This is a genomic window from Isoptericola sp. NPDC056573, assembly GCF_042793335.1.
Classification (GTDB): Bacteria; Actinomycetota; Actinomycetes; order Actinomycetales; family Cellulomonadaceae; genus Isoptericola.
Genome location: NZ_JBHTUY010000003.1, coordinates 22,071 through 45,271, shown reverse-complemented (window position 1 = coordinate 45,271; position 23,201 = coordinate 22,071). Strand labels below are relative to the sequence as shown.

Genomic DNA, 23,201 nt, shown 5'->3' with positions numbered 1-23,201 from the left:
AAGACCCTAACATCCCATGTTTGCGATCCCGGGGCATCGACCGCGGCCGGCCCCCGGGGCGCTACTGCGCCATCTTGACGAACTCGGTGACCGCCGTGGCGATCTGCTGCACCGCGATCGCCGCGAGCAGCAGGCCCGCGATCCGGGTCACCAGCGTGACTCCCGACTCCCGCAGCACCCGGTGGATGACGTTCGCGAACCGCATCGACAGGTACAGGCACACGTGCACCAGCACGATCGCCACCGCGATGGCGATCAGCTGGGGCGCTCCGCCGGAGTCCGACACCCGGGTCTGCTGGACGAACACCATCGTGGCGACGATCGCGCCCGGCCCCGCCAGCAGCGGTGTGCCCAGCGGCACGAGCGCCACGTTGACGCCCTTGTTGCCCGACGGCGAGGGCTCCTCCATCTTGCCGGTGAGCAGCTCCATCGCGATGAGGAGCAGCAGCAGCCCGCCGGAGGCCTGGAGCGCCGGCAGCGTGATGCCCATATAGTGCAGCACCTGCTGGCCGAACAGCGCGAAGACCACGATGACGCCGAACGCGACGAGGATCGCCTGGCGCGCGGCGCGGTTGCGCTGCTTGGCCCCCATCGCCGACGTCAGCCCCAGGAACACGGGCACCGTGCCGGGCGGGTCCATGATGACGAACAGGGTGACGAACACCTCGGTGAACAGCGCGGTGTCGAGCACCGCGCTCACGGGCGGATCACGTCCAGCAGACCTCTTTCCTCGATCTGGGCGAGCACCTCGGGAGCGGTCGTGCGCTCCCCGATGCGGTTGAGCTTCCCGGTGCCGTGGTAGTCGCTGGAGCCCGTGACGAGCAGCCCCAGCTCCCCTGCCAGGCCGCGCAGCCGGTCGCGGGTGGCGGCGTCGTGGTCGCGGTGGTCCACCTCGAGCCCGGCGAGACCGGCGGCGGCGAGCGCCGCGATCGTCTCCTCGCTCACGGTGCGACCGCGCGCCCCCGCGCCCGGGTGCGCCATCACGGGCACCCCGCCCGCACCCAGCACCGCGCGCACGGCGGCGTCGGTGTCCGGGGCGTAGTGCGGCACGTAGTACCGGGCGCCGGGGTGCAGCATCGTCGCGAACGCCTCGTCCCGCGACGCCACCACGCCCGCCGCGACCAGCGCGTCCGCGAGGTGCGGGCGGCCGACCGTCGCGTCGTCGCCCGTCTGCGCGACGACGTCGTCCCACGTCAGCGGGAAGTCCTCCGCGAGGCGCTCGGTCATGCGCCGGGCCCGCGTGAGGCGGTCGTCGCGGGTGCGGTCGCACTCGGCGCGCAGGACGGCGTCGTCGGGGTCGTGCAGGTAGGACAGCAGGTGCACGCTGATGCTGCCGCCCTCGGTCGTGACGCGCGTGGAGATCTCGGTGCCCCGCACCAGCGCGACCCCGGTCGTCGCGACGGCGTCGGAGGCCTCGGCCCAGCCCGCGGTCGTGTCGTGGTCGGTGAGGGCGACCACGTCCAGCCCGGCCCCGGCCGCCGCCTCGAGCACGCCGCGCGGGGAGTCCGTGCCGTCGGAGGCCCGCGAGTGCGTGTGGAGGTCGATCCGGGGCGGCGTCACGATCACCGATTCTAGGGAGCCCTGCGCGCCCGCACGCGCGAAACGGCGTCCCCGCGGTGCGACGTCGGACACTCCCGCCGACCGCGCCCGTGAAGATCTCGGCACAACCTCTCCACCCCGCCCGCCGCCGTCGCCCCCGACACGCCCCGACCGGCAGGGCACCATCGTTCGCGATGAACCTCCCCAGCGCCGACGTCGCCCTGCCTCCCGCCCTGGCCTCCGCCCTGCCCTCTGCCCTGCCCGCCGAGCCCGGCACCGACCCCGCACCGCAGCGGGCCGGGATCGTCTTCGTGCACGGCATGCGCACGTCGTCGGCGATCTGGGAACGGCAGGTCGAGCACGTGCGCGACGCCGGGCACGACGCCGTCGCCGTCGACCTGCCCGCCCACGGCGCGCGCCACCGGGAGCGGTTCTCCATGCCGCGGGCGTTCGACGTGCTCGACGAGGCGGCCGGGTCGTTCGGCGCCGGCCGGCCAATCGTCGTCGTGGGGCTGTCGCTCGGCGGGTACACCTCCCTCGCGTGGGCGGCGCACCACGCCGCCGCCGCCACCTCCACCCCTCTGTCCGGCGTCGTCGCCGCGGGCTGCAGCTCCGACCCCAAGGGCAAGCCCGTCGCCCTGTTCCGGGACGTCGCGCACCTCGCCGTCACCGGCACGACGGCGGTGCGCCGCGGGGCGCGCGACGCCGCCCGCGCCTGGCGCACCGCGCTCGCGGGCGGCCGGTCGCCCGCCGGCGGTCTCGAGGTCGCGGGCCTCCTGGGCGACGCCGCCCCGCGGCCCGGCTGGGACATCGTCACCGACGCGCTCACCCACCTCGCGGGCCGCTCGTCGGTGGCCAGCACGCGCGCCCTGCGCGTGCCCGTGTGGTTCGTCAACGGCGCGCGCGACCGGATGCGGCTCGAGGAGTCGCGGCACGTGGCGGCCGCCGAGCGAGGGGCGCTCGTCGTCGTCCCGGACGCCGGCCACGACGTCAACTCCGACGCCCCGGACGCCTTCAACCGCGTGCTCACGCGGGCGCTGCACGACTTCGCGCGCGCGTGACGAGCGCCGCCGCCGACGGCCGTCCCAGGCCCTCCCTGCGGGTGGGACACTGGGAAGCATGACCGACACCACCCCCGTCGACGAGACCGCGCCCGCCGCCCCTGCGAGCACCGAGGACCGCGGCAGCAACCGTTCCCAGCGCCCCGTCTCGGAGGCGTTCAAGTCGTTCATCACCTCGCAGTGGGGCGAGCGCCCCGACCTCGGCGTCGAGCCCGGCGAGGCCGTGCCCTACACGGCGGAGCGCCGCGCCAAGCTGTCGGCCCGCTTCCCGGGCGCCCGGCTCGTGGTGCCCGCCGGCCCGCTCAAGGTGCGCTCCAACGACACCGACTACCGGTTCCGCCCGCACTCCGCGTTCGCGCACCTCACCGGCCTGGGCACCGACCAGGAGCCCGACGCGGTGCTCGTGCTGCACCCCGTGGCCGACGGCGAGGGCGACCCGGACGGCAACGGCAACGGCACGCACCACCACGCGGTCCTGTACGTCCGTCCGCTCGCCGCGCGCGACACCGAGGAGTTCTACGCCGACTCGCGCTACGGCGAGTTCTGGGTGGGCGCGCGGCCGTCGCTCGACGACGTCACGACGCTCACCGGCGTCGAGGCCCGCCACGTCGACGAGCTGCGCGACGCGCTCGCCAAGGACGTCGGCGCGGACGGCGTGCGCGTGCTGGTCGTGACCGGCGCGGACGAGAACGTCGAGACGCTCGTCGAGGCCATCCGCGAGGAGGCGGGCGTCGAGGCGGAGGCGGACGACGAGTCCCTCGTCGAGGCGGCGTCCGAGATCCGCCTGGTGAAGGACGCCCTCGAGCTGGAGCACCTGCGCGAGGCCGTGGCCCGCACCATCGAGGGCTTCGAGCAGGTCGTGCCGGTGCTGCCGAAGGCCGTCGCGCACCGCCGCGGCGAGCGCGTCATCGAGACGACGTTCGACGCGCACGCCCGGCTCGAGGGCAACACCGTCGGCTACGAGACCATCGCCGCGGCCGGCGAGCACGCCACCACGCTGCACTGGATCACCAACGACGGCGTGGTCCGCTCCGGCGAGCTCGTGCTGCTGGACGCCGGCGTCGAGGTCGACTCCCTCTACACCGCGGACATCACGCGCACCCTGCCCGTCGACGGCGAGTTCACCGACGTGCAGCGCCGCATCTACACCGCCGTGCTCGACGCCGCCGACGCCGCGTTCGCCGTCGCCAAGCCGGGGACGAAGTTCCGGGAGATCCACGCCGCCGCGATGGAGGTCATCGCCGCCCGCCTCGAGGAGTGGGGACTGCTGCCCGACGGTGTCACCGCCGAGGTGTCCCTCTCCCCCGAGGGCCAGCAGCACCGCCGCTGGATGGTGCACGGCACCAGCCACCACCTCGGCCTGGACGTGCACGACTGCGCGCAGGCGCGCCGCGAGCTCTACCTGGACGGCGTGCTCGAGCCCGGCATGGTGTTCACCATCGAGCCCGGCCTGTACTTCAAGGCCGACGACCTCGCCGTGCCCGAGGAGTACCGCGGCATCGGCGCGCGGATCGAGGACGACGTCCTGGTCACCGCCGACGGCAACGAGAACCTGTCGGCCGCGCTCCCCCGCCGTCCCGAGGACGTCGAGGCCTGGATGGCCCGCCTGCGGGGCTGACCCTGCCCTGTCTGTTCGGCAACGGGTAGATCAGTTCGGTACGTGACCATGCCGAAGTGATCCACCCGTTGCCGAACTGAACCCGGACCCACCGACCTTGTCCACAGGCGGACGTCCGGACCTGGTCCGATCCGGCACCCTCGTCGGCATGGTTCATGACGACCAGGTCGTCCTCGCCGGCGAGCTGCAGAGGCATGTGCTCGACCGGGCGAGGCAGGAGGGCGAGCTCGAACGGCTGCGCCGCGGCGCGTACCGCCTTCGCGAGGAGCCCCGGGACGAGCACCGGTCCCGCACGGCGCGACGACGCGCCGAGGCGGTCGCCCGGGCGGCCCACCGGCAGCTCGACGCCGATCACGTGTTCAGCCACGAGACGGCGGCGATGCTCCACGGCCTGCGTCTGTGGCGTCCGCCGGCCACCACGCACGTGGTCCAGGACTACCGACGGTCGGGGCGCGCCGCCGAGGACCTGCGGCGACACCTCATGGTCCTGCCGCCCGAGCAGCGCGAGGTCCGGGACGGGCTGCCGGTCACCACCCTGGCCCGCACCGTGGCGGACTGCGCACGCTCGATGCACCCGCTCGAAGCACTCGTCCTCGCGGACGACGCCCTGGCGCGAGGGCTCGACCCGGAGGAGTCTCGCGCCGTGACCGCCGTCGCGCGCCGGCGCAACGGCACCCGGCGGGCGGCGTGGGTGCTGGATCACGCAGACGGAGGCGGCGACTCCGCGTGGGAGACCTGGCTCCGGTATGTCGCGCTGCGCTCCGGGCTGCCTCGGCCGGTCACCCAGGCGCCGATCATCACGTCACGCGGCGTCTTCCACTGCGACCTCGGCTGGCCGGACTGGTCCGTGTACGCGGAGTTCGACGGCCTGGCCAAGTACCGCGACGGCGGTGTCCGGCCCGGCCACGACGCCGCGCGGGAACTGCTCCAGGAGAAGGCACGGTTCGACGCCATCCGCGCCACCGGTGTCAACCCGGTCCGGGTGACCGCGGTCGGGAACGCCCGACTGGGTGAGGTGGCGAACGCGCTGGCGGCGAGGTTCCCAGAAGCTCTGCGGCGGAAGCTCCGCACGCATCCGCTGTTGCCTCCGCCGCCCTGACTGACCTATCAGTTCGGCACTGGCTGGATCAGTTCGGCACGTCGAGGTACCGAACAGATCCACCCGGTGCCGAAGAGATCAGGGCCGGGGCGGGCGGTAGGGGTCGTCCTGCTCCGGCGACTTCGGCTCAGCGCCTTCGGCACCCGACGGCTGCCCCTGCTGCTCCGGAGCGTGCGGCTCCGTCGGCGGGGCCGGGGGCTGCGGCGCCGGGGCCGGCTCCTCCGGTCGCATGGCGCCGTACCGCGGGGCGCCGCTGGGAGTGGTCCAGCGCGGGTCGGGAGTGCGCGGCGCGGCAGGGGCCGCGGGGGCGGCGGGGGCGCCGGCGGCGGGCGCGCCGACCGGCGGGGTCGGGGTGGTGGTCGCGGCGGTCGCACCGTGCCGGGCCTTGCCCAGCCCGCCGGGGGACTCCCGGAGCATGGACCGCGCCTCGCCGGCCTGCTCCGCCGCGCAGAGGATCGCGTAGGTCGACGCGACGATCTGCGACGAGGACGTGAAGTCGCGGCGCCCGCCGGTCAGCGCGTACGAGAGCACGGAGAAGAGCAGCCCGAAGCCCGCACCGAGGCCGATGCCGACGAGCAGCACGCCGCCCATGCCGGTGCCGCCGAACAGGCTCAGCAGCAGGCCGACGAAGAAGCCGAACCACGCACCCGACAGGGCGCCCGCGAGCGCCACCCGGCCGTACGAGAGGCGCCCGGTGACCCGCTCGACCATGCGCAGGTCGGTGCCGACGATGGTCACGTGCTCGACGGCGAACTTGTGGTCCGACAGGTAGTCGACGGCCTGCTGGGCCTCGAGGTACGTGTCGTACGCGGCGACCTCGTCCCCCGCCGGGAGGGTCGGGACGCGGGGCACGGCGTTCGGGCGGCTGAAGCTCATTCGCCCAGTCTGGCCCAGTCGTGGCCCCTGCACCACCACACCGTCCTCGCCGCACGCCCGCTACCAGGACCGACGGGCCCGCCCCGCGTAGGCTGACCGACGTGAGCGCGGCAACCAGGGTCTTCGTGGCACGGCTCGCCGGCACCCAGGTCTTCGACCCGATCGGTGACGAGGTGGGGCGCGTGCGCGACGCCGTCGTGCTGATCCGCGCCAAGGGCGCGCCCCGCGCGGTGGGGCTGGTCGTCGAGGTCCCAGGACGCCGGCGCGTCTTCCTCCCGCTGACGCGGGTCACCGCGATCGACGCGGGCCAGGTGATCTCGACGGGCCTGCTCAACATGCGCCGGTTCGAGCAGCGGGCGATGGAGTCGCTGGTGCTGGGCGAGCTGCTGGACCGCACGGTCCGCTTCGCCGACGGCTCCGGCGAGGCCACCGTCGAGGACCTGTCGATCACGCGGCAGCGCACGGGCGACTGGTTGGTGGACCAGCTCTTCGTGCGCCGCAAGCAGCCCTCCCGCGGGCTGTCGCTGCGCCGGCGCGGGGAGACGCTCGTCGTGCCGGTCGACGCGGTCACGGGGCTCGCCGGTTCCACCCAGGAGCAGGGGGCCACGAAGCTGCTGGAGGCGTACGAGGACCTGCGCCCGGCGGACCTCGCGGACGTGCTGCACGAGCTCGGCGACACCCGGCGTCTCGAGGTGGCGAGCGCGCTCGACGACGAGCGCCTGGCCGACGTGCTCGAGGAGCTGCCGGAGGACGACCAGGTCGCCATCGTGTCCCGCCTGGACTCGGGACGAGCGGCCGACGTCCTCGAGGCCATGCAGCCCGACGACGCCGCCGACCTGCTCAACGAGCTGCCCGACGAGCAGGCGGCCCGCCTCCTGGAGCTCATGGAGCCGGAGGAGGCGAAGGACGTGCGTCGGCTGCTGTCCTACGACGAGGACACGGCGGGCGGGCTCATGACCACCGAGCCGGTGATCCTCGGCCCGGAGACGTCGATCGCGACCGCGCTGGCGCAGATCCGCAAGCAGGACCTGCCGCCGGCGCTGGCGTCGATGGTGTTCGTGGTGCGGCCGCCGCTGGAGACGCCCACGGGCCGGTTCCTCGGCGTCGCGCACTTCCAGCGGCTGCTGCGCGAGCCCCCGCACGCGTCCGTGGGGTCGGTGCTCGACACGGACACGGAGTGGCTGACGCCGGACGCCCCGGTGGGCCGGGTGACCCGCCTGCTGGCGGCCTACGACCTGCTCGCGCTGCCCGTCCTCGACACCGAGAAGCGGCTGCTGGGCGCGGTCTCCGTGGACGACGTGCTCGACCACATCCTCCCGGACGACTGGCGCGAGCACATCGACGAGAACCTCCAGGAGGTGCCGCGTGGCTGACCGCCTGGACCAGCCGAAGGAGGCCCGGCGCACCCTCATCCCGCGGCCGCAGATGGACCAGGACGCGGTGGGCCGCGCCACGGAGGGCATCGCCCGCTTCCTGGGCACGCCGCGCTTCCTCATCTATCTGACGGTGTTCTGCGCGCTGTGGCTGGCGTGGAACTCCTGGGGCCCGGAGTCGCTGCGGTTCGACTCCGCGTCGAACGGCTTCACCGCCCTGACCCTCATGCTGTCGCTCCAGGCGAGCTACGCCGCGCCGCTCATCCTGCTCGCGCAGAACCGGCAGGACGACCGCGACCGCGTCACCGCCGAGCAGGACCGGCAGCGGGCGGAGCGCAACCTCGCCGACACGGAGTACCTGGCTCGCGAGATGGCGGCGCTGCGGATCGCGCTGGGCGAGGTCGCGACGCGCGACTTCGTCCGCTCGGAGATCCGGAACCTGCTCGAGGAGCTGGACGAGAAGGAGTCCGAGCGCAGCCGGGACGCCTCGTCCTGACGGGGCGGCGTCGCTCCCCGGGCTCCGCACCCGTCACTGCATGGCGTCGACGGCGGCGGCGCGCAGCACGTCCACGGCCCCGGCGTCGCCGGTGACGCGCAGCCCCCCGGACCCGCCGCGGCCCCACAGCCACAGGTCGAGGTCCGCGGCGGCGCCGGCGACGACGGCGTCAGGCTCGCCGTCGGGCGGGACCAGCCGCCCGGCGGGCACGTCGTACTCCCGGCCGGACTCCGGCCCGGTCCCTCGCACCCGCCCGAGCTCGACGTCCCAGCGGTGCGGCGCCTCGCCGTGGGCGTCCACGACGACGGCGACGGTGCCGCCCGCCGGGGCGAACGCCGTCCAGGCCGGGTGCCCGCCGAGCAGGACGTCGAGCACCTCGTCGACGCCGTCCGCCGCGACGTCGGGGTCGAGCGGCGTGACCCGGCCGCCGGCCGCCTGCTCGGCGTCGACGCGGTGGACGAGCGCCTCGTGCTGCTGGCGCCGTGCCACCCACCCGACCGTGTGGCCGTCCGGGTGCCAGGACCAGCACGGCTCGCGCGGGTCACGGCCCGCGAGCGCGGCGACGAGGTGCGCCGTGGCGTCGTGCACCAGCCCCACGAGGGCGGCGTCGTCCGTGGGCCGCTCGAGCGGGACGACGTCGGCGCCCGGCAGGCCGGCACCCGGCTCGCGGCCCACCACGGACGCCCAGAACGCCTGCACCGACGCGACGTGGAAGGCCAGGTCGCGGGCCGTCCAGCCCGGGCAGGCCGGCACCTCGGCGTCGGCGGGCGCGGCACGCACGGCCGCCACGAGCAGGGCCGAGTCTCGTGCCAGGGAGGCCAGGGCGTCCATGCACGTCAACGTAGCCCCGGGCACCTCGGACCGCGCGACGCCGTGCCGTCGCGCTGCCCGGTATCCTCCCGCTCGCGGGGTTCGGTCGACTGCCGGAGGAGGCGACGGCGTGGCGCGGCAGGTGGTGCTGGTCAACGGGCTGCCCGGGGCGGGCAAGACGACGCTGGCGCGCCCGCTCGCCGCGCGTCTCGGTGCGCCGTGGCTGGGGAAGGACGCCGTCAAGGAGGCCCTGGCCGACGCCGTCGGGCCGGGCGCCCCGTCCCTGGTCGGGGCGCCCGCCGTCGGGGCGGCGGCCATGGAGGCGGTGTGGCGCCTGGCCGCGGCGCCGCTGCCGCGCGTCGTCGTCGAGTCGTGGTGGTTCCGGCCCCGCGACCTGGACCACGTGCTGCGCGGGCTCGCGGTCGCGGGCGCGGACGCCGTCGTCGAGGTGTGGTGCGACGTACCGCCCGACGTCGCCCGCGCGCGCTACGAGGCCCGCACGGGCCGCCACCCCGTGCACGCCGACCGTCGCGACCTGACCGCCGAGTGGGCGGCCTGGTCCGCCGCGGCCGCGCCGCTCGCCCTCGGCCCGGTGGTGCGGCAGGACACGACCCTCCCGGTCGACGTCGGTGCGCTGGCCCTCCGGGTGACGACGGCGCTGTCGGGCCGTGACCCACGACGCACCGGCGTCACCGCCCGCCGCACCTAGGATCGAGGCATGACCTCCGGCTCCCCCGACGGCTCCGCACCGCTGACCGACCGCGTCCGCACCGCCCTGACGTCGGTGGTCGACCCGGAGATCCGCCGGCCCATCACGGACCTGGGCATGGTGCGCTCGGTGGACGTGCACGACGGCGGCCACGTGACCGTGGGGGTGGACCTCACGGTGGCCGGCTGCCCCATGAAGGGCACCCTGGTGCGCGACGTCACCGCCGCCGTCGAGGCGCTCGACGGCGTGACGGGCGTGGACGTGCAGCTCGGCGTCATGACCCCGGAGCAGCGCCAGTCGCTGCGCTCGCAGCTGCGCGGCGGTGCGGGCGACCCGGTGATCCCCTTCGCCCAGCCCGGCTCCCTGACCAAGGTGTACGCGGTCGCGTCCGGCAAGGGCGGCGTGGGCAAGTCGAGCGTCACGGCGAACCTCGCCGCCGCGATGGCGGCCGACGGGCTGAGCGTCGGCGTCGTGGACGCGGACATCTACGGCTTCTCCATCCCCCGCATGCTGGGCGTCGACCGCCAGCCCACCCGCGTCGACTCGATGCTGCTGCCCCCGATCGAGCACGGCGTGAAGGTCGTGTCGATCGGCATGTTCGTGCCCGCGGGGCAGCCGGTGGTGTGGCGCGGGCCGATGCTGCACCGCGCGCTGGAGCAGTTCCTCGCGGACGTGTTCTGGGGCGACCTCGACGTGCTGCTGCTCGACCTGCCGCCCGGCACCGGCGACATCGCGATCTCGGTGGCGCAGCTGCTGCCCGGCAGCGAGATCGTCGTCGTGACGACGCCGCAGGCCGCCGCGGCGGAGGTCGCGGAGCGTGCCGGCTCGATCGCCACGCAGACGTCGCAGGGCGTCGTCGGCGTGGTGGAGAACATGTCGTGGCTGGAGCAGCCGGACGGGTCGCGGCTCGAGGTGTTCGGGTCCGGCGGCGGGCAGCGCGTCGCGGACCGGCTGGGCGCCACGCTGGGCACGCCGGTGCCGCTGCTGGGGCAGGTGCCGCTCGACGTCGCGGTGCGCGCCGCGGGCGACGACGGCACGCCGGTGGTGCTCAGCGACCCGGACTCCGCCGGGGCGCGCGTGCTGCGCGACGTCGCCCGCTCCCTGGCCGGCCGCTCGCGCGGCCTCGCGGGCATGCGGCTGAACCTCAGCCCCGTCCAGGGCTGACCCGCGATACCCTCCCCCGGGCGCCGCGCCGGCGCCCGCACCTGCCGTCCCGCCCGCGAAGGAGCTGTCCCGCCATGAGCACGCCCGAGTGGCTCGAGTCCTGGTCCGACGACGAGGGGGCGCGCCGCGTCCGCGACCTGTTCGCTCGGGTCTTCGCCGACGGCGGTGCACCCGACGGCGTCTGGTCCGCCCCCGGCCGGGTCAACCTCATCGGGGAGCACACCGACTACAACGGCGGCCTCGCGCTGCCGACCGCGCTGCCGCACCGCACGTTCGTCGCACTGCGGCACCGGGACGACGACGTCGTGCGCCTCGGGTCCGCGCAGGCGCCGGGCGAGGTCTGGTCGGCGCGACTGGCCGACGTCGCGCCGGGCGCGGTGACGGGCTGGGGCGCGTACGTCGCGGGCGTCGCGTGGGCGCTCGCGCAGGACGGGCACGAGGTGCGCGGCTTCGACGCCGTCGTCGACTCGTGCGTGCCGTTCGGCGCGGGGCTGTCGTCCTCGGCCGCGCTGGAGTGCGCCGTCGCCGTGGCCCTCGACGAGACGGGCGGCCTCGGGCTCGCGGGGGACGACGCCGGCCGCGCGGCCCTCGTCACGGCCTGCGTGCGCGCGGAGAACGAGATCGCCGGCGCCCCGACGGGCGGCATGGACCAGGCCGCGTCGCTGCGCGCCACCGCGGGTCACGCGCTGCTCGTCGACTCGCGGCCCGGGCTGTCCCCGCTGGAGTCCGGCACACCGGTGCCGTTCGACCTGGCGGCCGCCGGCCTCACGCTGCTCGTCGTCGACACCCGGGCGGAGCACGCCCTCGTCGACGGCCAGTACGCCGAGCGGCGCGCCACGTGCGAGCGCGCGGCGGGCCTCCTCGGCGTGGAGACGCTGCGCGAGGTGGACCCGGCCCGCCTGGACGAGACGCTCGCCGCGCTCGCGCCGCAGGACCCGGACGGCGTGCTGCGCCGCCGCGTGCAGCACGTGGTCACGGAGATCGCGCGCACGGCGCAGTTCCGCGACCTGGTCGCGGCAGGCCGGACGGACGAGGTCGGCCCGCTGATGGTCGCGTCCCACGTCTCGCTGCGGGACGACTACGAGGTCTCGGCCCGCGAGCTGGACCTGGTCGTCGACGCCGCGCTGGCCGCGGGCGCGCTGGGCGCCCGCATGACCGGCGGCGGGTTCGGCGGCTCGGCGATCGCGCTCGTGCGGGCCGACGAGGTCGAGCAGGTCGCCGACGGCGTCGACAAGGCGTTCGCGGACGCCGGGCTGCGGGCCCCGGGCTTCCTCCTCGCCCCGCCGTCCGCCCCGGCGGGCCGGACCGCCTGACCGGGCCGCCCGACCGCGACCTGCGACGTCTCCTCCCGGATGCCGGTGACGCGGGCACCTGCCTACGGTGCGAGGGCCCGGCGGCAGCAGCGCCGCCGGCCCGATCGTTCGAGGAGGAGCGATGGCAGCACGCACCACGATGCGCCGCGTCGGAGCGGCGGCGCTCACGGCGATGGTCGCCGCGGGGACGGCAGTCGGCGCGACGGCCGGCGGTGACGACGACCGCGGGTACGGCGGGCACGACACACGACACGACGCACGGCATGACAGGGACCGGGCACGGAACGTCATCGTGCTCCAGGGCGACGGCATGGGCCTGGCGGCCCGGGAGCTGATCCGCCTCGCGACCGTGGGCAAGGACGGCCACCTCGTGATGGACACCCTGGACGAGGCCGGCTGGACCGCGACGGACTCCGCCGACCCCGAGGAGGCCGTGACCGACTCCGCCGCCGGTGCGACGGCGTTCGCCACGGGCGTCCGGACGTTCAACGGGGCCGTCGGCGTCGACGCCGACGGCAACCCCGTCCCCACCCTGCTCGAGGACGCGAAGCGCGCCGGCAAGGCCACCGGCCTCGTCTCGACGGCGCAGGTCACCGACGCGAGCCCGGCCGCGTTCGGCGCGCACGTCACCGACCGGTACGACCAGAGCGAGATCGCGCGGCAGTACCTGGAGGAGTCCCGGCCGGACGTCCTGCTGGGCGGGGGCGAGGACTTCTGGTACCCGGAGGGCGAGCCCGGCGCGTGGCCCGACAACCCCCCGGAGGACCCGGAGGAGCAGAGCAAGGGCACGGAGGGCAATCTCGTCGAGCGGGCCCAGGAGCTCGGGTACACGTACGTGAGCGACGCCGAGGGGCTCGCGGACGCCGACGGCCGGAGGCTGCTCGGGCTGTTCGCGAACGAGGAGATGTTCCAGCAGGCGAACGAGGGCGAGGGGGACGTCTACGCCCCCGAGGTGCCGCTGGTCGACATGGCCGCCAAGGCCCTCGAGGTGCTGCAGCGCGACCGCGACGGCTTCTTCCTCTTCCTCGAGGAGGAGGCGATCGACGAGTTCGCGCACCAGAGCAACGCGACGCGCACCGTCGAGGCCGGCCGGTCGCTCGACGAGACCGTCGCCCTCGCCCTCGACTTCCAGAAGAAGCACCGGGACACGCTGGTGCTCGTCGTCGGCGACCACGCCACGGGCGGGCTCGCGATCGAGAACGTCGACCCGGAGGACGAGTCGGGCGAGGGCGCGACGGCGGAGGACGGCCCCTTCCCGGTCCCGGGCACCGACCTCGAGTTCACCGTCGACTGGACCACCGGCGGGCACACGGGCGAGGCCACCCCGATCACCGCGCAGGGGCCCGGCGCCGAGCGGCTGTCCGGGCCGCAGCTCAACACCGACGTGCACGACGCCGTCCAGCGGGCGATGTTTCCGCGCGGCCACCGCTGACCTGTAGCACCGACCGCGGTGAGCATGATCCTGGCCCTGTTCTGGTGGCAGAACAGGGCCAGGATCGTGCTCACCGCGCCACGGCGGGCGGCGGGCTACAGGTCGTAGGTCGCGACGACGGCGGCGTGGTCGGACCAGCGCTCCTCGTAGGTGGGGGCGCGGTCGACCTCGACCTTGACGGCGCGCGACGCGAGCGCGGCGTTGGCGAGCTGGTAGTCGATGCGCCAGCCGCGGTCGTTGACGTACGACTGCCCGCGCCAGGACCACCAGGTGTAGGGGCCGGGGCCCTCGCCCCCGTGCGCGCGGCCGAGGTCGGCCCAGCCGAGCTCGTCCAGCCAGCGGTCCACGTAGGCCCGCTCCTGCGGCAGGAAGCCGGCGCTCTTGAGGTTGCCCTTCCAGTTCGCGATGTCCTCGTTCCGGTGGGCGACGTTGAGGTCTCCCGCCACGACGGCGGGGTGCTCGGCGGCGGCGAGCTCGGCCAGGCGCGCGGTGACCTTCTCGAGGTGGGCGTACTTGGCCGCCATGGTGTGCTCCTGGCCCGGGGCGTTGGAGCCGGAGTGGAGGTACGCGGAGACGACGGTGAGCAGGCCGCCGCCCGGCAGCTCGACGTCGGCCTCGACCCAGCGGCCGGTGTCCACGGGCGGCTCGGGCTCGCCGTCCGGGCCGTGGGCGGCGAGGCCCGTCCGGACGGCGCGCAGCGGCAGGCGCGACGCGACGGCCACGCCCGCGCGTCCCTTGAGGTCGCTGGGCAGGTGGGCGACGTGCCAGCCCTCGAGGTACTCGTGGACCAGCTCGTCGGGGGCCCGCACCTCCTGCAGCAGCAGCACGTCGGGGGTGCGGGCGGCGATCCAGGCGTCCATGTTGCGGCGGAAGGCGGCACGGATGCCGTTGACGTTGGCGGTGGCGACGGTCAGCACGCCAGACATCCCACCACAGGACGCCGACACCCCACGGCCGCGCCGGCGTCGGGTGCGTCACTCCCCGCGGTAGGCGGCCTCCAGCCCGGCGACGTCGATCTTGCCCATCTTCAGCATCGCGTTCATGGTGCGCAGGTTCGCCTCCGTCGTGTAGTCGCCGGACAGCTCCTCGAGCTGCTTCGGGATCACCTGCCACGAGATGCCGAACTTGTCCTTGCACCAGCCGCAGGGCCCGGGCTCGCCGCCGTCCGACGTGAGCACCTCCCAGTACCGGTCCACCTCGTCCTGCGAGTCCACCCGCAGGTAGAAGCTGAACGCCTCGTTCAGCCGGAACTCCGGGCCGGCGTTCAGGCCCGTCACAGGAAGCCCCGCTACCGTGAACTCGACGACGAACGGTTCGCCGGCCTCCGCCCCCGGCACCCCCTCGGGCGACGTGAGCACCGACTCCACCGACGACCCCGGGATGTGCTCGGCGTAGAAGGCCGCCGCCTCGTGCGCGCGGTTGTTCCCGAACCACAGGTGCGTGCGTGCGGTCACCATGGCCGCTCCCTCCTGACGGGCACCGTCCCTCACGGCCGGTGCGTGCACCCTTCCGACCGCCGGACGGACCGTCACTCATCGGTGCGAGCGCGCCGCACCCGCACCCCGCTCGACGAAGGTAGAGAGATGCCGCTTCCCGTCAGCCCCGAGATCCTGGTCGTGCTGGGCACCCGCCCGGAGGCGATCAAGCTGTTCCCCCTGATCCAGCGCCTGCAGGACCATCCGCGCCTGCGCCCGGTCGTCGTGACGACCGGGCAGCACCGGGAGCTCGTGGACTACGTGCTGCAGGAGGCCGGGTGCGAGGTCGCCGGCGACCTCGGCGTCGGCCGGCCGGGGCTGACGCTGAACGAGCTCTCGTCGTCGGTGATCGCCGGGCTGGACGAGTTCGTCTCCGACCGGTACGGCCCTCCGCCCGAGCGGATCAGCGGGCGCGTCCGCGAGGACCACTACCCCGCGGCGTGCATCGTGCACGGCGACACCTCCAGCGCCGCGGCGGCCGCGGTCGCCGCCTTCCACCTGCGCATCCCCGTGCTCCACGTCGAGGCCGGCCTGCGCACGGGGACCACGCTCTCGCCGTTCCCCGAGGAGCTCAACCGCCAGCTCGTCGCACGCATCGCCTCCTTCCACGCCGCGCCCACCCGGAGCAACGTGCAGAACCTCGTGCGCGAGGGCGTCGACATCGGCCGCACGTACGTCACCGGCAACACCGGCATCGACGCGCTGCGGTGGGCCGCCGCGCGCAAGATGCCGTACGGACGGCCCGAGCTGGCCTGGCTGGAGGACGACGGGAGCTCGCGCGTCGTCACCGTCACCGCCCACCGGCGGGAGAACTGGGGCGGCGGCATCGCGAGCATCGCGCGGGCGGCGCACCGGCTGGCCGACGCCCACCCGGACGTCCGGTTCGTGGTGCCCGTGCACCCGAACCCGCGGGTCGCACAGGCCGTGCGCGACGAGCTCGGCGCCGTCGACGCCGTGACCCTCACGGCGCCCATGGAGTACCACACCTTCGCCCGTCTGCTGGCGCGGTCGACCCTGGTGATCACCGACTCCGGCGGCATCCAGGAGGAGGCGCCGGCGTTCGGCGTCCCCGTGCTCGTCGCCCGCACCACCACGGAGCGCACCGAGGGCGTCGAGGCGGGCACCCTCGAGCTGGTGGGCACCGACGCCGACACGATCGTCGCCGCCGCCACCCGCGTGCTCACCGACCCCGCCGCCCACGCCGCGTTCTCCCGGCAGCCCAACCCGTACGGGGACGGGCACGCCGCGGAGCGCATCGTCGACGCGCTGGAGCACCTGGTCTTCGCCTCCCCCGTGCCGCAGACGTCGGGGCCCGGCTTCGTGCGCGGCCAGGTGCTGGAGTGGGCGGGCTTCCACCGCACCGACGCCGTCGACGGGCCGGAGTACGTGCGCGAGCCCACGCCGGTGGACCGCGTGCCGGCGGACCTCGAGGGCGTGGTCATCGCCCCGCGGTCGACGGTCGCCCCCTACGGTGCCCCGGCCGACGGGGCGGCCGGGTGAGCGGCGCCGCAGCGGCGGCGACGGTCGCCGCGACCGCCCCCTGGTGGGACCCGTACCGCGGCATGCCGGTGGGCGTGCAGGTGCTCATGTGGTTCCTGCTCGCCCTCACGCTCGTCACCGTCGGGGTGATCGTGTGGCTCGTGGTGCGCGCGTGGTTCGAGCGCCGCCGGCAGCGCCGCGCCGTCGAGCGGGCGCGGGAGGACGAGTACCTGTGGGTCTTCGTGGTCCCCGCGCTGAACGAGGAGGTGACGATCGCCGACAGCGTCAGCCGCCTCGTCGCCGTGCAGGCCACGCACAAGGCGATCGTCGTCGTCGACGACGGTTCCGACGACGGCACCCCCGAGGTGCTCGCCCGGCTGCGCGCCGAGGTGCCCGAGCTGAAGGTGCTGCGCCGCGAGCTGCCGAACGCCCGCGTGGGCAAGTCCGCCGGCCTCGACGACGCGTGGGAGTTCGTCCACGACCAGGTCCTCACCGGCCGGTACGCCGGCTGGCCGACGACGCGCGTCGTCGTCGGGGTCGTCGACGCCGACGGGCGCATCCCGGCCGACGCGCCGCGCGCGCTGGCCGGGGCGTTCACGGACGAGCGGGTGGGCGGCGTGCAGGCGCTGGTGCGCATCTACAACCGCCGGCACTACCTCACCTGGGGCCAGGACGTGGAGTTCGGGGTGATGGCGTACGTCTACCAGCTCGGGCGCTCCGCCTGGGGGACGGCGAACATGGGCGGCAACGGGCAGTACGTGCGCCTCGCCGCGCTGGACGACGTCGTCGTCACGGAGAACCTGCCGCCCGGCGTCGAGCGGGGCCCGTGGCGCGACCGCCTCACCGAGGACCAGGACATCGGGGTGCGCCTGATCCGCGCCGGCTGGCTCGGCCGGCAGACCGTGCTGACGAGCGTGGACCAGCAGGGCGTGACCCGCCTGCGCCGCCTGTTCACGCAGCGCGTCCGCTGGGCGCAGGGCAACTGGCAGGCGTTCTCGCTGCTGCGCGGGGCGCTGCGCGCGCCCGTGTCGCTGGGCGCGCGGCTCGACCACGTCGCGTACCTGCTCATGCCCCTGCTGCAGCTCCTCATGGGGCTCGGCCTGGTGCTCTCGCTGGCGTTCTGGCTGTTCGGCGGCGTCCCGTTCGTCTCCGGCTGGTGGCCGTCGCTCGTGTTCTTCGCGACGCTCACGCTGGTGCCGAGCTTCCTCACGCTGCTCATGACGACCGAGCCCGGGCGGCACCCGTTCCTGCGGGCGGTGTTCGGGCTCGTCCCATACATGCTCTACACCTGGCTGCTGTGGCCGGTCGTCACCGTGGCGTTGGTCCGCGAGCTGGCCGGGCGGCGCAGCTGGACCAAGACGGACCGCGAGCCGCTCGACGCCAACCTTCCCGACGAGGCCGAGCAGCACCCCGCGCCGACGACCTGACGGTCACGACGCCGCGAGGCGCGCCTTCTCCTTCTCGACGTCGAACGTGGCTGCGGGCCACTGCGGGTCGATGTCCTCGAGCGCGTCCAGGAGGAGTGCCTGGACCGCCAGGCGGGCGTACCACTTGGCGTTCGCGGGGACGACGTACCAGGGCGCGTGGTCGGTGGAGGTGCGCTCGAAGACGGTCTGGAACGCGTCCATGTACCGGGGCCACTCCAGGCGCTCGTCGACGTCGCCCGGGTTGTACTTCCAGTGCTTGTCGGGGCGATCCAGCCGCTCGCCGAGCCGCGCCTTCTGCTCCTCGGGCGAGATGTGCAGCATGACCTTGACGATCCGCGTGCCCCGCGCGACCAGCTCGGACTCGAACGCGTTGATCGCGCCGTACCGCCGCTCGATCTCGTCCGGCGACGCGAGCTCGCGCACCTTCCCGATGAGCACGTCCTCGTAGTGCGAGCGGTCGAAGACCCCGATGTAGCCGGCCTCGGGGACCTCCTTCTCGACGCGCCACAGGAAGTCGTGGGCCAGCTCCTGCGGCGTCGGCTTCTTGAACGCCACGAGGTGCACGCCCTGCGGGTCGGTGGCGCCGATGACGTGCCGCACGATGCCACCCTTGCCCGCGGAGTCCATCGCCTGGAGCACCAGCAGCACGGCCGGCGCGGACGGGTCCTCGCGGCTCTGCGCGTACAGGCGTTCCTGCAGCTCGTCGAGCTCCTGCTCGCCGGCGAGCAGGTCGGCGGCGCCGTCCTTCTTCTTCCCGTCGTACCCGGGCTTGGAGTCCGGGTCGACGTCCGCGAGCCGGAACCCCGGCCCCACCTTCAGGAGCTCGCCCGGCTCGCCCGACCATCCACGCTGGCTTCTCGCGACCATGCGCACATCATGGCGGACGCGACCGGGCCCGTCGCCCCCAAGGGGACGACGGGCCCGGTCGACGCTCGCGAGGTGCGGGGCGGGGCTACGGCCGCGCGGCGCGCTCCGCGGCTTCCACCGCGTTGCGGAACAGCATGGCGATCGTGGTGGGGCCCACGCCGCCGACGCGGGGCGTGATCGCCCCGGCGACCTCGGCGCACGACTCGTCCACGTCCGGCAGCAGCTTGCGGCCCTCGTACCGGACCCCGCCACCGACCACCGTGACGCCCGGCGTCAGGTGCTCGGGCTGCAGGATGCCCGGGACGCCGGCGGCCGCGATCACGATGTCGGCCCGCCTGGTGTACTCCGGCCAGTCCGGCACCCCGGTGTGGACCACGGTGACGGCCGCGTTCGCCGTCGGGCGCTTCTGCGAGAGCAGCAGGGCCAGGGGCCGCCCGAGCGTCGTGCCGCGGCCGAGGATGCAGACCTCACGACCGGCGACCGGGATCTCGTAGTGCGCCAGCAGCGTCTCGATCCCCGCCGGCGTCGCCGGCACCGGGCCGGGCATCCCGAGCGCGAGGCGCCCCATGTTCACGGGGTGCAGGCCGTCGACGTCCTTGTCCGGGTCCAGCGCGAGCATGGCCGCGTCGAAGTCGATCTGCGGGGGCGTCGGGTTCTGGATGAGGACGGAGTCGACGTCGTCGGCGTCGTTGATCTCCCGCACCGCCGCCAGGACGTCCGCCTGGGTGGCGTCCTGCGGCAGGTGGATGTGCGGCGAGGTGAACCCGAGCTCGGTCGCCTTGTCCATCTTCATCCGGATGTACCCGGCGCTCGCCGAGTCGTCCCCGACGAGGATCGTGCCGAGGCCGGGGCGGTGCCCCGCGGCGACCAGCGCGTCGATCCGCGGGGCGAGGTCCGCGAAGACCGCGTCCGCGACCGGCCTGCCCGGCAGCAGGCGGGCCGTCACTGCTGCAGCCCGGGGTAGAGCGGGAAGTCCGCCGTCAGCTTCGCGACGCGGGCCGCGAGGCCGTCGACGTCGGCCGCCGCGCCGTCGCGCAGGGCGACCGCGATGATGTCCGCGACCTCGGTGAACTCGGCGTCGCCGAACCCGCGGGTGGCGAGCGCCGGCGTGCCGATGCGCAGGCCGGAGGTGACGCGCGGCGGGCGCGGGTCGAACGGCACGGCGTTGCGGTTCACGGTGATGCCGGCGTCGTGCAGGAGGTCCTCGGCCTGCTGGCCGTCGAGCGACGAGTGGCGCAGGTCGACCAGCACGAGGTGCACGTCGGTGCCGCCGGTGAGGACGGAGACGCCCTGCTCCGCGACGTCCGCCTGCGACAGGCGCTCGGCGATGATCTGAGCACCGCGCAGCGTGCGCTCCTGGCGGTCCTTGAACTCGTCGGTGCCCGCGACCTTGAACGCGACGGCCTTGGCCGCGATCACGTGCATGAGCGGGCCGCCCTGCTGGCCCGGGAACACGGCCGAGTTGATCTTCTTGGCGTGCTCCTCCTTGCTGAGGATGAAGCCGGAGCGGGGGCCGCCGATGGTCTTGTGCACCGTGGAGGACACGACGTCGGCGTGCGGCACCGGGCTCGGGTGCAGACCCGCGGCGACGAGGCCCGCGAAGTGCGCCATGTCGACCCACAGCTTGGCGCCGACCTCGTCCGCGACCTCGCGGAAAGCGGCGAAGTCGAGGTGGCGCGGGTACGCCGACCAGCCGGCGATGATGACGTCGGGGCGGTGCTCGAGGGCGCGCTTGCGCACCTCGTCCATCTCGATCCGGTACGACTGCGGGTCCACGCCGTAGGCGCCGACGTCGTAGAGCTTGCCGGAGAAGTTGATCTTCATGCCGTGCGTGAGGTGGCCGCCGTGGGCCAGCTCGAGGCCGAGGATCTTGTCGCCCGCGTTGATGAGGGCGTGCAGCACGGCCGCGTTGGCCTGCGCGCCGGAGTGCGGCTGCACGTTGGCGGCCTCGGCGCCGAACAGGTCCTTGGCGCGGGCGATCGCGAGGTTCTCCGCGATGTCGACCTGCTCGCAGCCGCCGTAGTAGCGGCGGCCCGGGTAGCCCTCGGCGTACTTGTTGGTGAGGACGCTCCCCTGCGCCTGCAGGACGGCGCGCGGCACGAAGTTCTCGCTCGCGATCATCTCGAGGGTGTCGCGCTGACGGGTCAGCTCGCCCTCGAGGACGGCGGCGATCTCGGGGTCGAGCTCGGCGAGGGGCGCGTTGAACGTGGGGTCGGGAGTGCTCATCTGGCGTTCTCCAGCTGTGTCGGACGGACGTGTCGGACGACGACCGGGCCCAGGCGAACGACCCGTCGTCTGCACAGCGCGTCGCTCCCCGGTGGTGATCCACCTGTACGCCAGTCGCGACCCTCGCGATCCTAGCAGCGCGCCCTCCGCCCCGGTCGAGACCTGCACGCCGCGCGCCCCGAACGGCCGGCGAGGCACCCGGGCGCCCGCGAGGTAGCTGCAGTCACCGCGAGGTAGCTCGAACCTCGGCGAGGTAGTTCGGGTCACCGCGAGGTAGTTCGGGTCACCGTGAGGTAGTCCTGGAGCCGACGAGGTAGTGGTCGATCTGCCGACAGACGTCTCCGATGACACCCACGTCCGAGCTACCTCGCGGGAACTCGCACTACCTCGCGGCCGATCGAACTACCTCGCGGGATCGCGGACTACCTGGTGGGAGCTCGCACTACCTCGCGGCCGATCGAACTACCTCGCGGGATCGCGGACTACCTGGTGGGAGCTCGCACTACCTCGCCGGGGCTCGGACGACATCGCCCTGGGCTCGACGATCGTCGTGCCTCCTTGATCCGCCGCGACTTCTTCATCGTTGCAGGGCCGTGACCTGGGCCACTTGACCGCGCCCGTGAGGCCGTGCCAGATTGGGCGCCGTCGATGGCTCTTCATCGATGTAAACCGCATCGGGGCGACGCCGCGCCGGAGCGGACCGGATCTCCCCGAGAGGACCCCGTGATGAGGAAGTCACGCCTGATCGCCGGCATCGCCGCCGCGCTGGTGGCCACCAGCACCCTCGCCGCCTGCGGCTCCGGCGGCGGGAGCGGCGCCGACGACGGCACGCTCACGTTCATGTTCCGCGGCGGCGACGACGAGAAGAAGGCCTACCAGGAGGCCATCGACCGCTTCACCGAGGACACCGGCGTGAAGGTCAAGATGATCGTCACCTCGGCCGACCAGTACGCACAGAAGCTCCAGGCGGCCGTCGCGGGCAACAAGGTGCCCGACGTCTTCTACATCGAGCAGGCCAGCCTGCAGTCCTACGTCGGCTCGGGCGTCCTCATGGACATCACGGACCAGGTCGCCGAGCAGGGGGTGGACCTCGACAACATCTGGCCGTACGGCGTCGACTCCTACCGTTTCGACGGCACGACCCAGGGCACCTCCGAGGGCCAGCTGTACGGCCTGCCCAAGGACATCGGCCCGTTCGCGTTCGGCTACAACGCCGACCTGCTGAAGGAGGCCGGCGTCGAGCGACCGGACCCCGACGAGCCCCTCACCTGGGACGAGTGGCTCGAGATCTGCAAGAAGCTCACCCAGGACACGGACGGCGACGGCGAGACCGACCAGTGGGGCACCGGCCTCAACGTGCAGTGGAACTCGCAGTCCTTCGTCTGGAGCAACGGCGGCGACTGGACCAACGAGGACCACACGCAGGTCACCGTCGACACCCCCGAGTTCGCCGAGGCCATCCAGTTCATCGCCGACCTCACCGAGGAGGGCGTCACCCCGAACCCCGAGCAGGCGCAGACCCTCGACACCTACCAGCGCTTCATGGCCGGGGAGATCGGCTTCTTCCCCGTCGGCCCGTGGGACATGAGCGTCTACAACGACCTCGACTTCGAGTACGACCTCATGCCCTGGCCCGTCGGCAAGACCGGCGAGACGGCCACCTGGGTCGGCTCGCTCGGCATCGGCGTCTCCGCCACGACCGCCCTGCCCGAGGACGCCGTGAAGCTGGCCACCTACCTGTCCACGGACGAGACGGCGCAGCAGACCCTCGTCGACGCCAGCATCCAGATCCCGAACCGGATCGACACGGCGCAGGAGTGGGCCGGCGAGGTCGAGAAGGACGACTCGCTGAAGCCGAAGAACCGCCAGGAGTTCCTCGACATCGCCGAGGACTACGGGCGCGAGATGCCCGCGTCGTTCACCTACGGCGCCGAGTGGTACGACGAGCTCTGGGTCGGCATCCAGCCCGTGCTCGACGGCAAGCAGCAGGCGGCCGACTACCTCGCCGAGGTGCAGCCGCGCATGCAGGAGCTGCTCGACCAGTCGAACGCCCAGGCGGAGCAGGCCGCGGCGGCGGGCTCCGCGCCCTGATCCGGCCCCTCCCCTGACCTCGCGGTGCGGGCGCCCCCCCCCCCCCCCCCCACCCCCCCCCCCCCCCCCCCCCCCCCCCCCCCCCCCCAGCAGCCCACCCCCGCCCCCCCCACGCCCCCCGAGGGCACCACCGCGACGCCCGCCAC

General features: G+C 74.2%; 21 protein-coding genes and 1 riboswitch. Of the genes, 12 read left to right on the top strand and 9 right to left on the bottom strand.

Features of this window, described 5'->3' with window-relative positions:
* Positions 1–61: 61 nt before the first annotated feature.
* Positions 62–700, bottom strand: a complete 639-nt coding sequence (locus ACFQ8E_RS05320; RefSeq protein WP_430549542.1) for a MarC family protein — start codon at positions 698–700, stop codon at positions 62–64.
* Positions 697–1,560: a PHP domain-containing protein gene (locus ACFQ8E_RS05315; RefSeq protein WP_430549541.1), complete on the bottom strand. Its 864-nt coding sequence runs from the start codon at positions 1,558–1,560 to the stop codon at positions 697–699. Before ACFQ8E_RS05315 ends, ACFQ8E_RS05320 begins: the two co-directional genes overlap by 4 nt.
* 173 nt (positions 1,561–1,733) lie before the next feature.
* Here ACFQ8E_RS05315 and ACFQ8E_RS05310 point away from each other — a divergent pair, with 173 nt between their 5' ends.
* The 3 genes from ACFQ8E_RS05310 (at position 1,734) to ACFQ8E_RS05300 (ending at position 5,317) form a co-directional block, all read left to right on the top strand.
* On the top strand, positions 1,734–2,600 hold the full coding sequence (locus tag ACFQ8E_RS05310) for an alpha/beta fold hydrolase (protein ID WP_430549540.1): 867 nt from the start codon (positions 1,734–1,736) through the stop codon (positions 2,598–2,600).
* 58 nt (positions 2,601–2,658) lie between these two features.
* Positions 2,659–4,218 (top strand): aminopeptidase P family protein, encoded by a 1,560-nt coding sequence (locus tag ACFQ8E_RS05305; protein ID WP_430549539.1) that lies wholly within the window; start codon positions 2,659–2,661, stop codon positions 4,216–4,218.
* 148 nt (positions 4,219–4,366) lie between these two features.
* Positions 4,367–5,317 carry a hypothetical protein gene (locus ACFQ8E_RS05300; RefSeq protein ID WP_430549538.1) on the top strand — a complete coding sequence of 317 codons (951 nt, stop codon included), beginning with the start codon at positions 4,367–4,369 and terminating at the stop codon, positions 5,315–5,317.
* Between the two features lie 78 nt (positions 5,318–5,395).
* Here the strand turns inward: ACFQ8E_RS05300 and ACFQ8E_RS05295 are convergent, their stop codons facing one another.
* Positions 5,396–6,193, bottom strand: a complete 798-nt coding sequence (locus tag ACFQ8E_RS05295) for a general stress protein (RefSeq protein ID WP_430549537.1) — start codon at positions 6,191–6,193, stop codon at positions 5,396–5,398.
* A 101-nt stretch (positions 6,194–6,294) separates the two neighbouring features.
* On the opposite strand from ACFQ8E_RS05295, the gene ACFQ8E_RS05290 reads away from it, so the two are divergent.
* Positions 6,295–7,566: a magnesium transporter MgtE N-terminal domain-containing protein gene (locus ACFQ8E_RS05290; RefSeq protein ID WP_430549536.1), complete on the top strand. Its 1,272-nt coding sequence runs from the start codon at positions 6,295–6,297 to the stop codon at positions 7,564–7,566.
* Entirely contained in the window at positions 7,559–8,062 is a 504-nt protein-coding gene (locus ACFQ8E_RS05285; RefSeq protein WP_430549535.1) for a DUF1003 domain-containing protein, read from the top strand. Before ACFQ8E_RS05290 ends, ACFQ8E_RS05285 begins: the two co-directional genes overlap by 8 nt.
* 33 nt (positions 8,063–8,095) lie before the next feature.
* On the opposite strand, the gene ACFQ8E_RS05280 is transcribed toward ACFQ8E_RS05285, so the two are convergent.
* A complete protein-coding gene (locus tag ACFQ8E_RS05280) occupies positions 8,096–8,893 on the bottom strand; it encodes a maleylpyruvate isomerase family mycothiol-dependent enzyme (protein WP_430549534.1) in 798 nt (265 codons plus the stop codon).
* 109 nt (positions 8,894–9,002) lie between these two features.
* Between ACFQ8E_RS05280 and ACFQ8E_RS05275 the strand changes: the two genes are divergently transcribed.
* The 4 genes from ACFQ8E_RS05275 to ACFQ8E_RS05260 all read left to right on the top strand — a co-directional run bounded on the left by ACFQ8E_RS05275 (position 9,003) and on the right by ACFQ8E_RS05260 (position 13,490).
* Positions 9,003–9,581: an AAA family ATPase gene (locus ACFQ8E_RS05275; RefSeq protein ID WP_430549533.1), complete on the top strand. Its 579-nt coding sequence runs from the start codon at positions 9,003–9,005 to the stop codon at positions 9,579–9,581.
* Between the two features lie 9 nt (positions 9,582–9,590).
* Entirely contained in the window at positions 9,591–10,745 is a 1,155-nt protein-coding gene (locus ACFQ8E_RS05270) for a P-loop NTPase (protein WP_430549532.1), read from the top strand.
* Between the two features lie 74 nt (positions 10,746–10,819).
* Complete coding sequence (gene galK, locus ACFQ8E_RS05265; protein WP_430549531.1) at positions 10,820–12,058, top strand: galactokinase; 1,239 nt, start codon at positions 10,820–10,822, stop codon at positions 12,056–12,058.
* 121 nt (positions 12,059–12,179) lie between these two features.
* Positions 12,180–13,490, top strand: a complete 1,311-nt coding sequence (locus ACFQ8E_RS05260) for an alkaline phosphatase (RefSeq protein ID WP_430549530.1) — start codon at positions 12,180–12,182, stop codon at positions 13,488–13,490.
* Positions 13,491–13,585: 95 nt separating this feature from the next.
* On the opposite strand, the gene ACFQ8E_RS05255 is transcribed toward ACFQ8E_RS05260, so the two are convergent.
* Both ACFQ8E_RS05255 and ACFQ8E_RS05250 read right to left on the bottom strand, forming a co-directional pair.
* On the bottom strand, positions 13,586–14,407 hold the full coding sequence (locus ACFQ8E_RS05255) for an exodeoxyribonuclease III (protein ID WP_430549529.1): 822 nt from the start codon (positions 14,405–14,407) through the stop codon (positions 13,586–13,588).
* Positions 14,408–14,464: 57 nt separating this feature from the next.
* Positions 14,465–14,947, bottom strand: a complete 483-nt coding sequence (locus ACFQ8E_RS05250; protein WP_430549528.1) for a VOC family protein — start codon at positions 14,945–14,947, stop codon at positions 14,465–14,467.
* Positions 14,948–15,073: 126 nt separating this feature from the next.
* Here ACFQ8E_RS05250 and wecB point away from each other — a divergent pair, with 126 nt between their 5' ends.
* Together wecB and ACFQ8E_RS05240 are read left to right on the top strand one after the other, a co-directional pair.
* Complete coding sequence (gene wecB / locus ACFQ8E_RS05245) at positions 15,074–16,465, top strand: non-hydrolyzing UDP-N-acetylglucosamine 2-epimerase (protein ID WP_430549527.1); 1,392 nt, start codon at positions 15,074–15,076, stop codon at positions 16,463–16,465.
* A complete protein-coding gene (locus ACFQ8E_RS05240) occupies positions 16,462–17,871 on the top strand; it encodes a glycosyltransferase family 2 protein (protein WP_430549526.1) in 1,410 nt (469 codons plus the stop codon). Before wecB ends, ACFQ8E_RS05240 begins: the two co-directional genes overlap by 4 nt.
* 3 nt (positions 17,872–17,874) lie before the next feature.
* Here ACFQ8E_RS05240 and ACFQ8E_RS05235 read toward each other — a convergent pair whose 3' ends face one another.
* The 3 genes from ACFQ8E_RS05235 to glyA all read right to left on the bottom strand — a co-directional run bounded on the left by ACFQ8E_RS05235 (position 17,875) and on the right by glyA (position 20,964).
* Complete coding sequence (locus ACFQ8E_RS05235; RefSeq protein WP_430549525.1) at positions 17,875–18,738, bottom strand: polyphosphate kinase 2 family protein; 864 nt, start codon at positions 18,736–18,738, stop codon at positions 17,875–17,877.
* Positions 18,739–18,823: 85 nt separating this feature from the next.
* On the bottom strand, positions 18,824–19,684 hold the full coding sequence (locus ACFQ8E_RS05230; RefSeq protein WP_430549524.1) for a bifunctional 5,10-methylenetetrahydrofolate dehydrogenase/5,10-methenyltetrahydrofolate cyclohydrolase: 861 nt from the start codon (positions 19,682–19,684) through the stop codon (positions 18,824–18,826).
* Positions 19,681–20,964, bottom strand: a complete 1,284-nt coding sequence (glyA, locus tag ACFQ8E_RS05225; protein ID WP_430549523.1) for a serine hydroxymethyltransferase — start codon at positions 20,962–20,964, stop codon at positions 19,681–19,683. Before glyA ends, ACFQ8E_RS05230 begins: the two co-directional genes overlap by 4 nt.
* Positions 20,965–21,004: 40 nt before the next feature.
* Positions 21,005–21,092: riboswitch (ZMP/ZTP riboswitch) on the bottom strand.
* A gap of 598 nt (positions 21,093–21,690) precedes the next feature.
* Here glyA and ACFQ8E_RS05220 point away from each other — a divergent pair.
* Positions 21,691–23,055, top strand: a complete 1,365-nt coding sequence (locus tag ACFQ8E_RS05220; RefSeq protein ID WP_430549522.1) for an ABC transporter substrate-binding protein — start codon at positions 21,691–21,693, stop codon at positions 23,053–23,055.
* Positions 23,056–23,201: the final 146 nt, after the last annotated feature.

Coding starts and splice junctions, on each gene's coding strand:
- ACFQ8E_RS05235 (WP_430549525.1), bottom strand. CDS start 18,738: ATGGTCGCGAGAAGCCAGCGTGGATGGTCGGGCGAGCCGGGCGAGCTC.
- galK (WP_430549531.1), top strand. CDS start 10,820: ATGAGCACGCCCGAGTGGCTCGAGTCCTGGTCCGACGACGAGGGGGCG.
- ACFQ8E_RS05270 (WP_430549532.1), top strand. CDS start 9,591: ATGACCTCCGGCTCCCCCGACGGCTCCGCACCGCTGACCGACCGCGTC.
- ACFQ8E_RS05220 (WP_430549522.1), top strand. CDS start 21,691: ATGAGGAAGTCACGCCTGATCGCCGGCATCGCCGCCGCGCTGGTGGCC.
- ACFQ8E_RS05280 (WP_430549534.1), bottom strand. CDS start 8,893: ATGGACGCCCTGGCCTCCCTGGCACGAGACTCGGCCCTGCTCGTGGCG.
- ACFQ8E_RS05295 (WP_430549537.1), bottom strand. CDS start 6,193: ATGAGCTTCAGCCGCCCGAACGCCGTGCCCCGCGTCCCGACCCTCCCG.
- ACFQ8E_RS05260 (WP_430549530.1), top strand. CDS start 12,180: ATGGCAGCACGCACCACGATGCGCCGCGTCGGAGCGGCGGCGCTCACG.
- ACFQ8E_RS05300 (WP_430549538.1), top strand. CDS start 4,367: ATGGTTCATGACGACCAGGTCGTCCTCGCCGGCGAGCTGCAGAGGCAT.
- glyA (WP_430549523.1), bottom strand. CDS start 20,964: ATGAGCACTCCCGACCCCACGTTCAACGCGCCCCTCGCCGAGCTCGAC.
- ACFQ8E_RS05310 (WP_430549540.1), top strand. CDS start 1,734: ATGAACCTCCCCAGCGCCGACGTCGCCCTGCCTCCCGCCCTGGCCTCC.
- wecB (WP_430549527.1), top strand. CDS start 15,074: ATGCCGCTTCCCGTCAGCCCCGAGATCCTGGTCGTGCTGGGCACCCGC.
- ACFQ8E_RS05305 (WP_430549539.1), top strand. CDS start 2,659: ATGACCGACACCACCCCCGTCGACGAGACCGCGCCCGCCGCCCCTGCG.
- ACFQ8E_RS05250 (WP_430549528.1), bottom strand. CDS start 14,947: ATGGTGACCGCACGCACGCACCTGTGGTTCGGGAACAACCGCGCGCAC.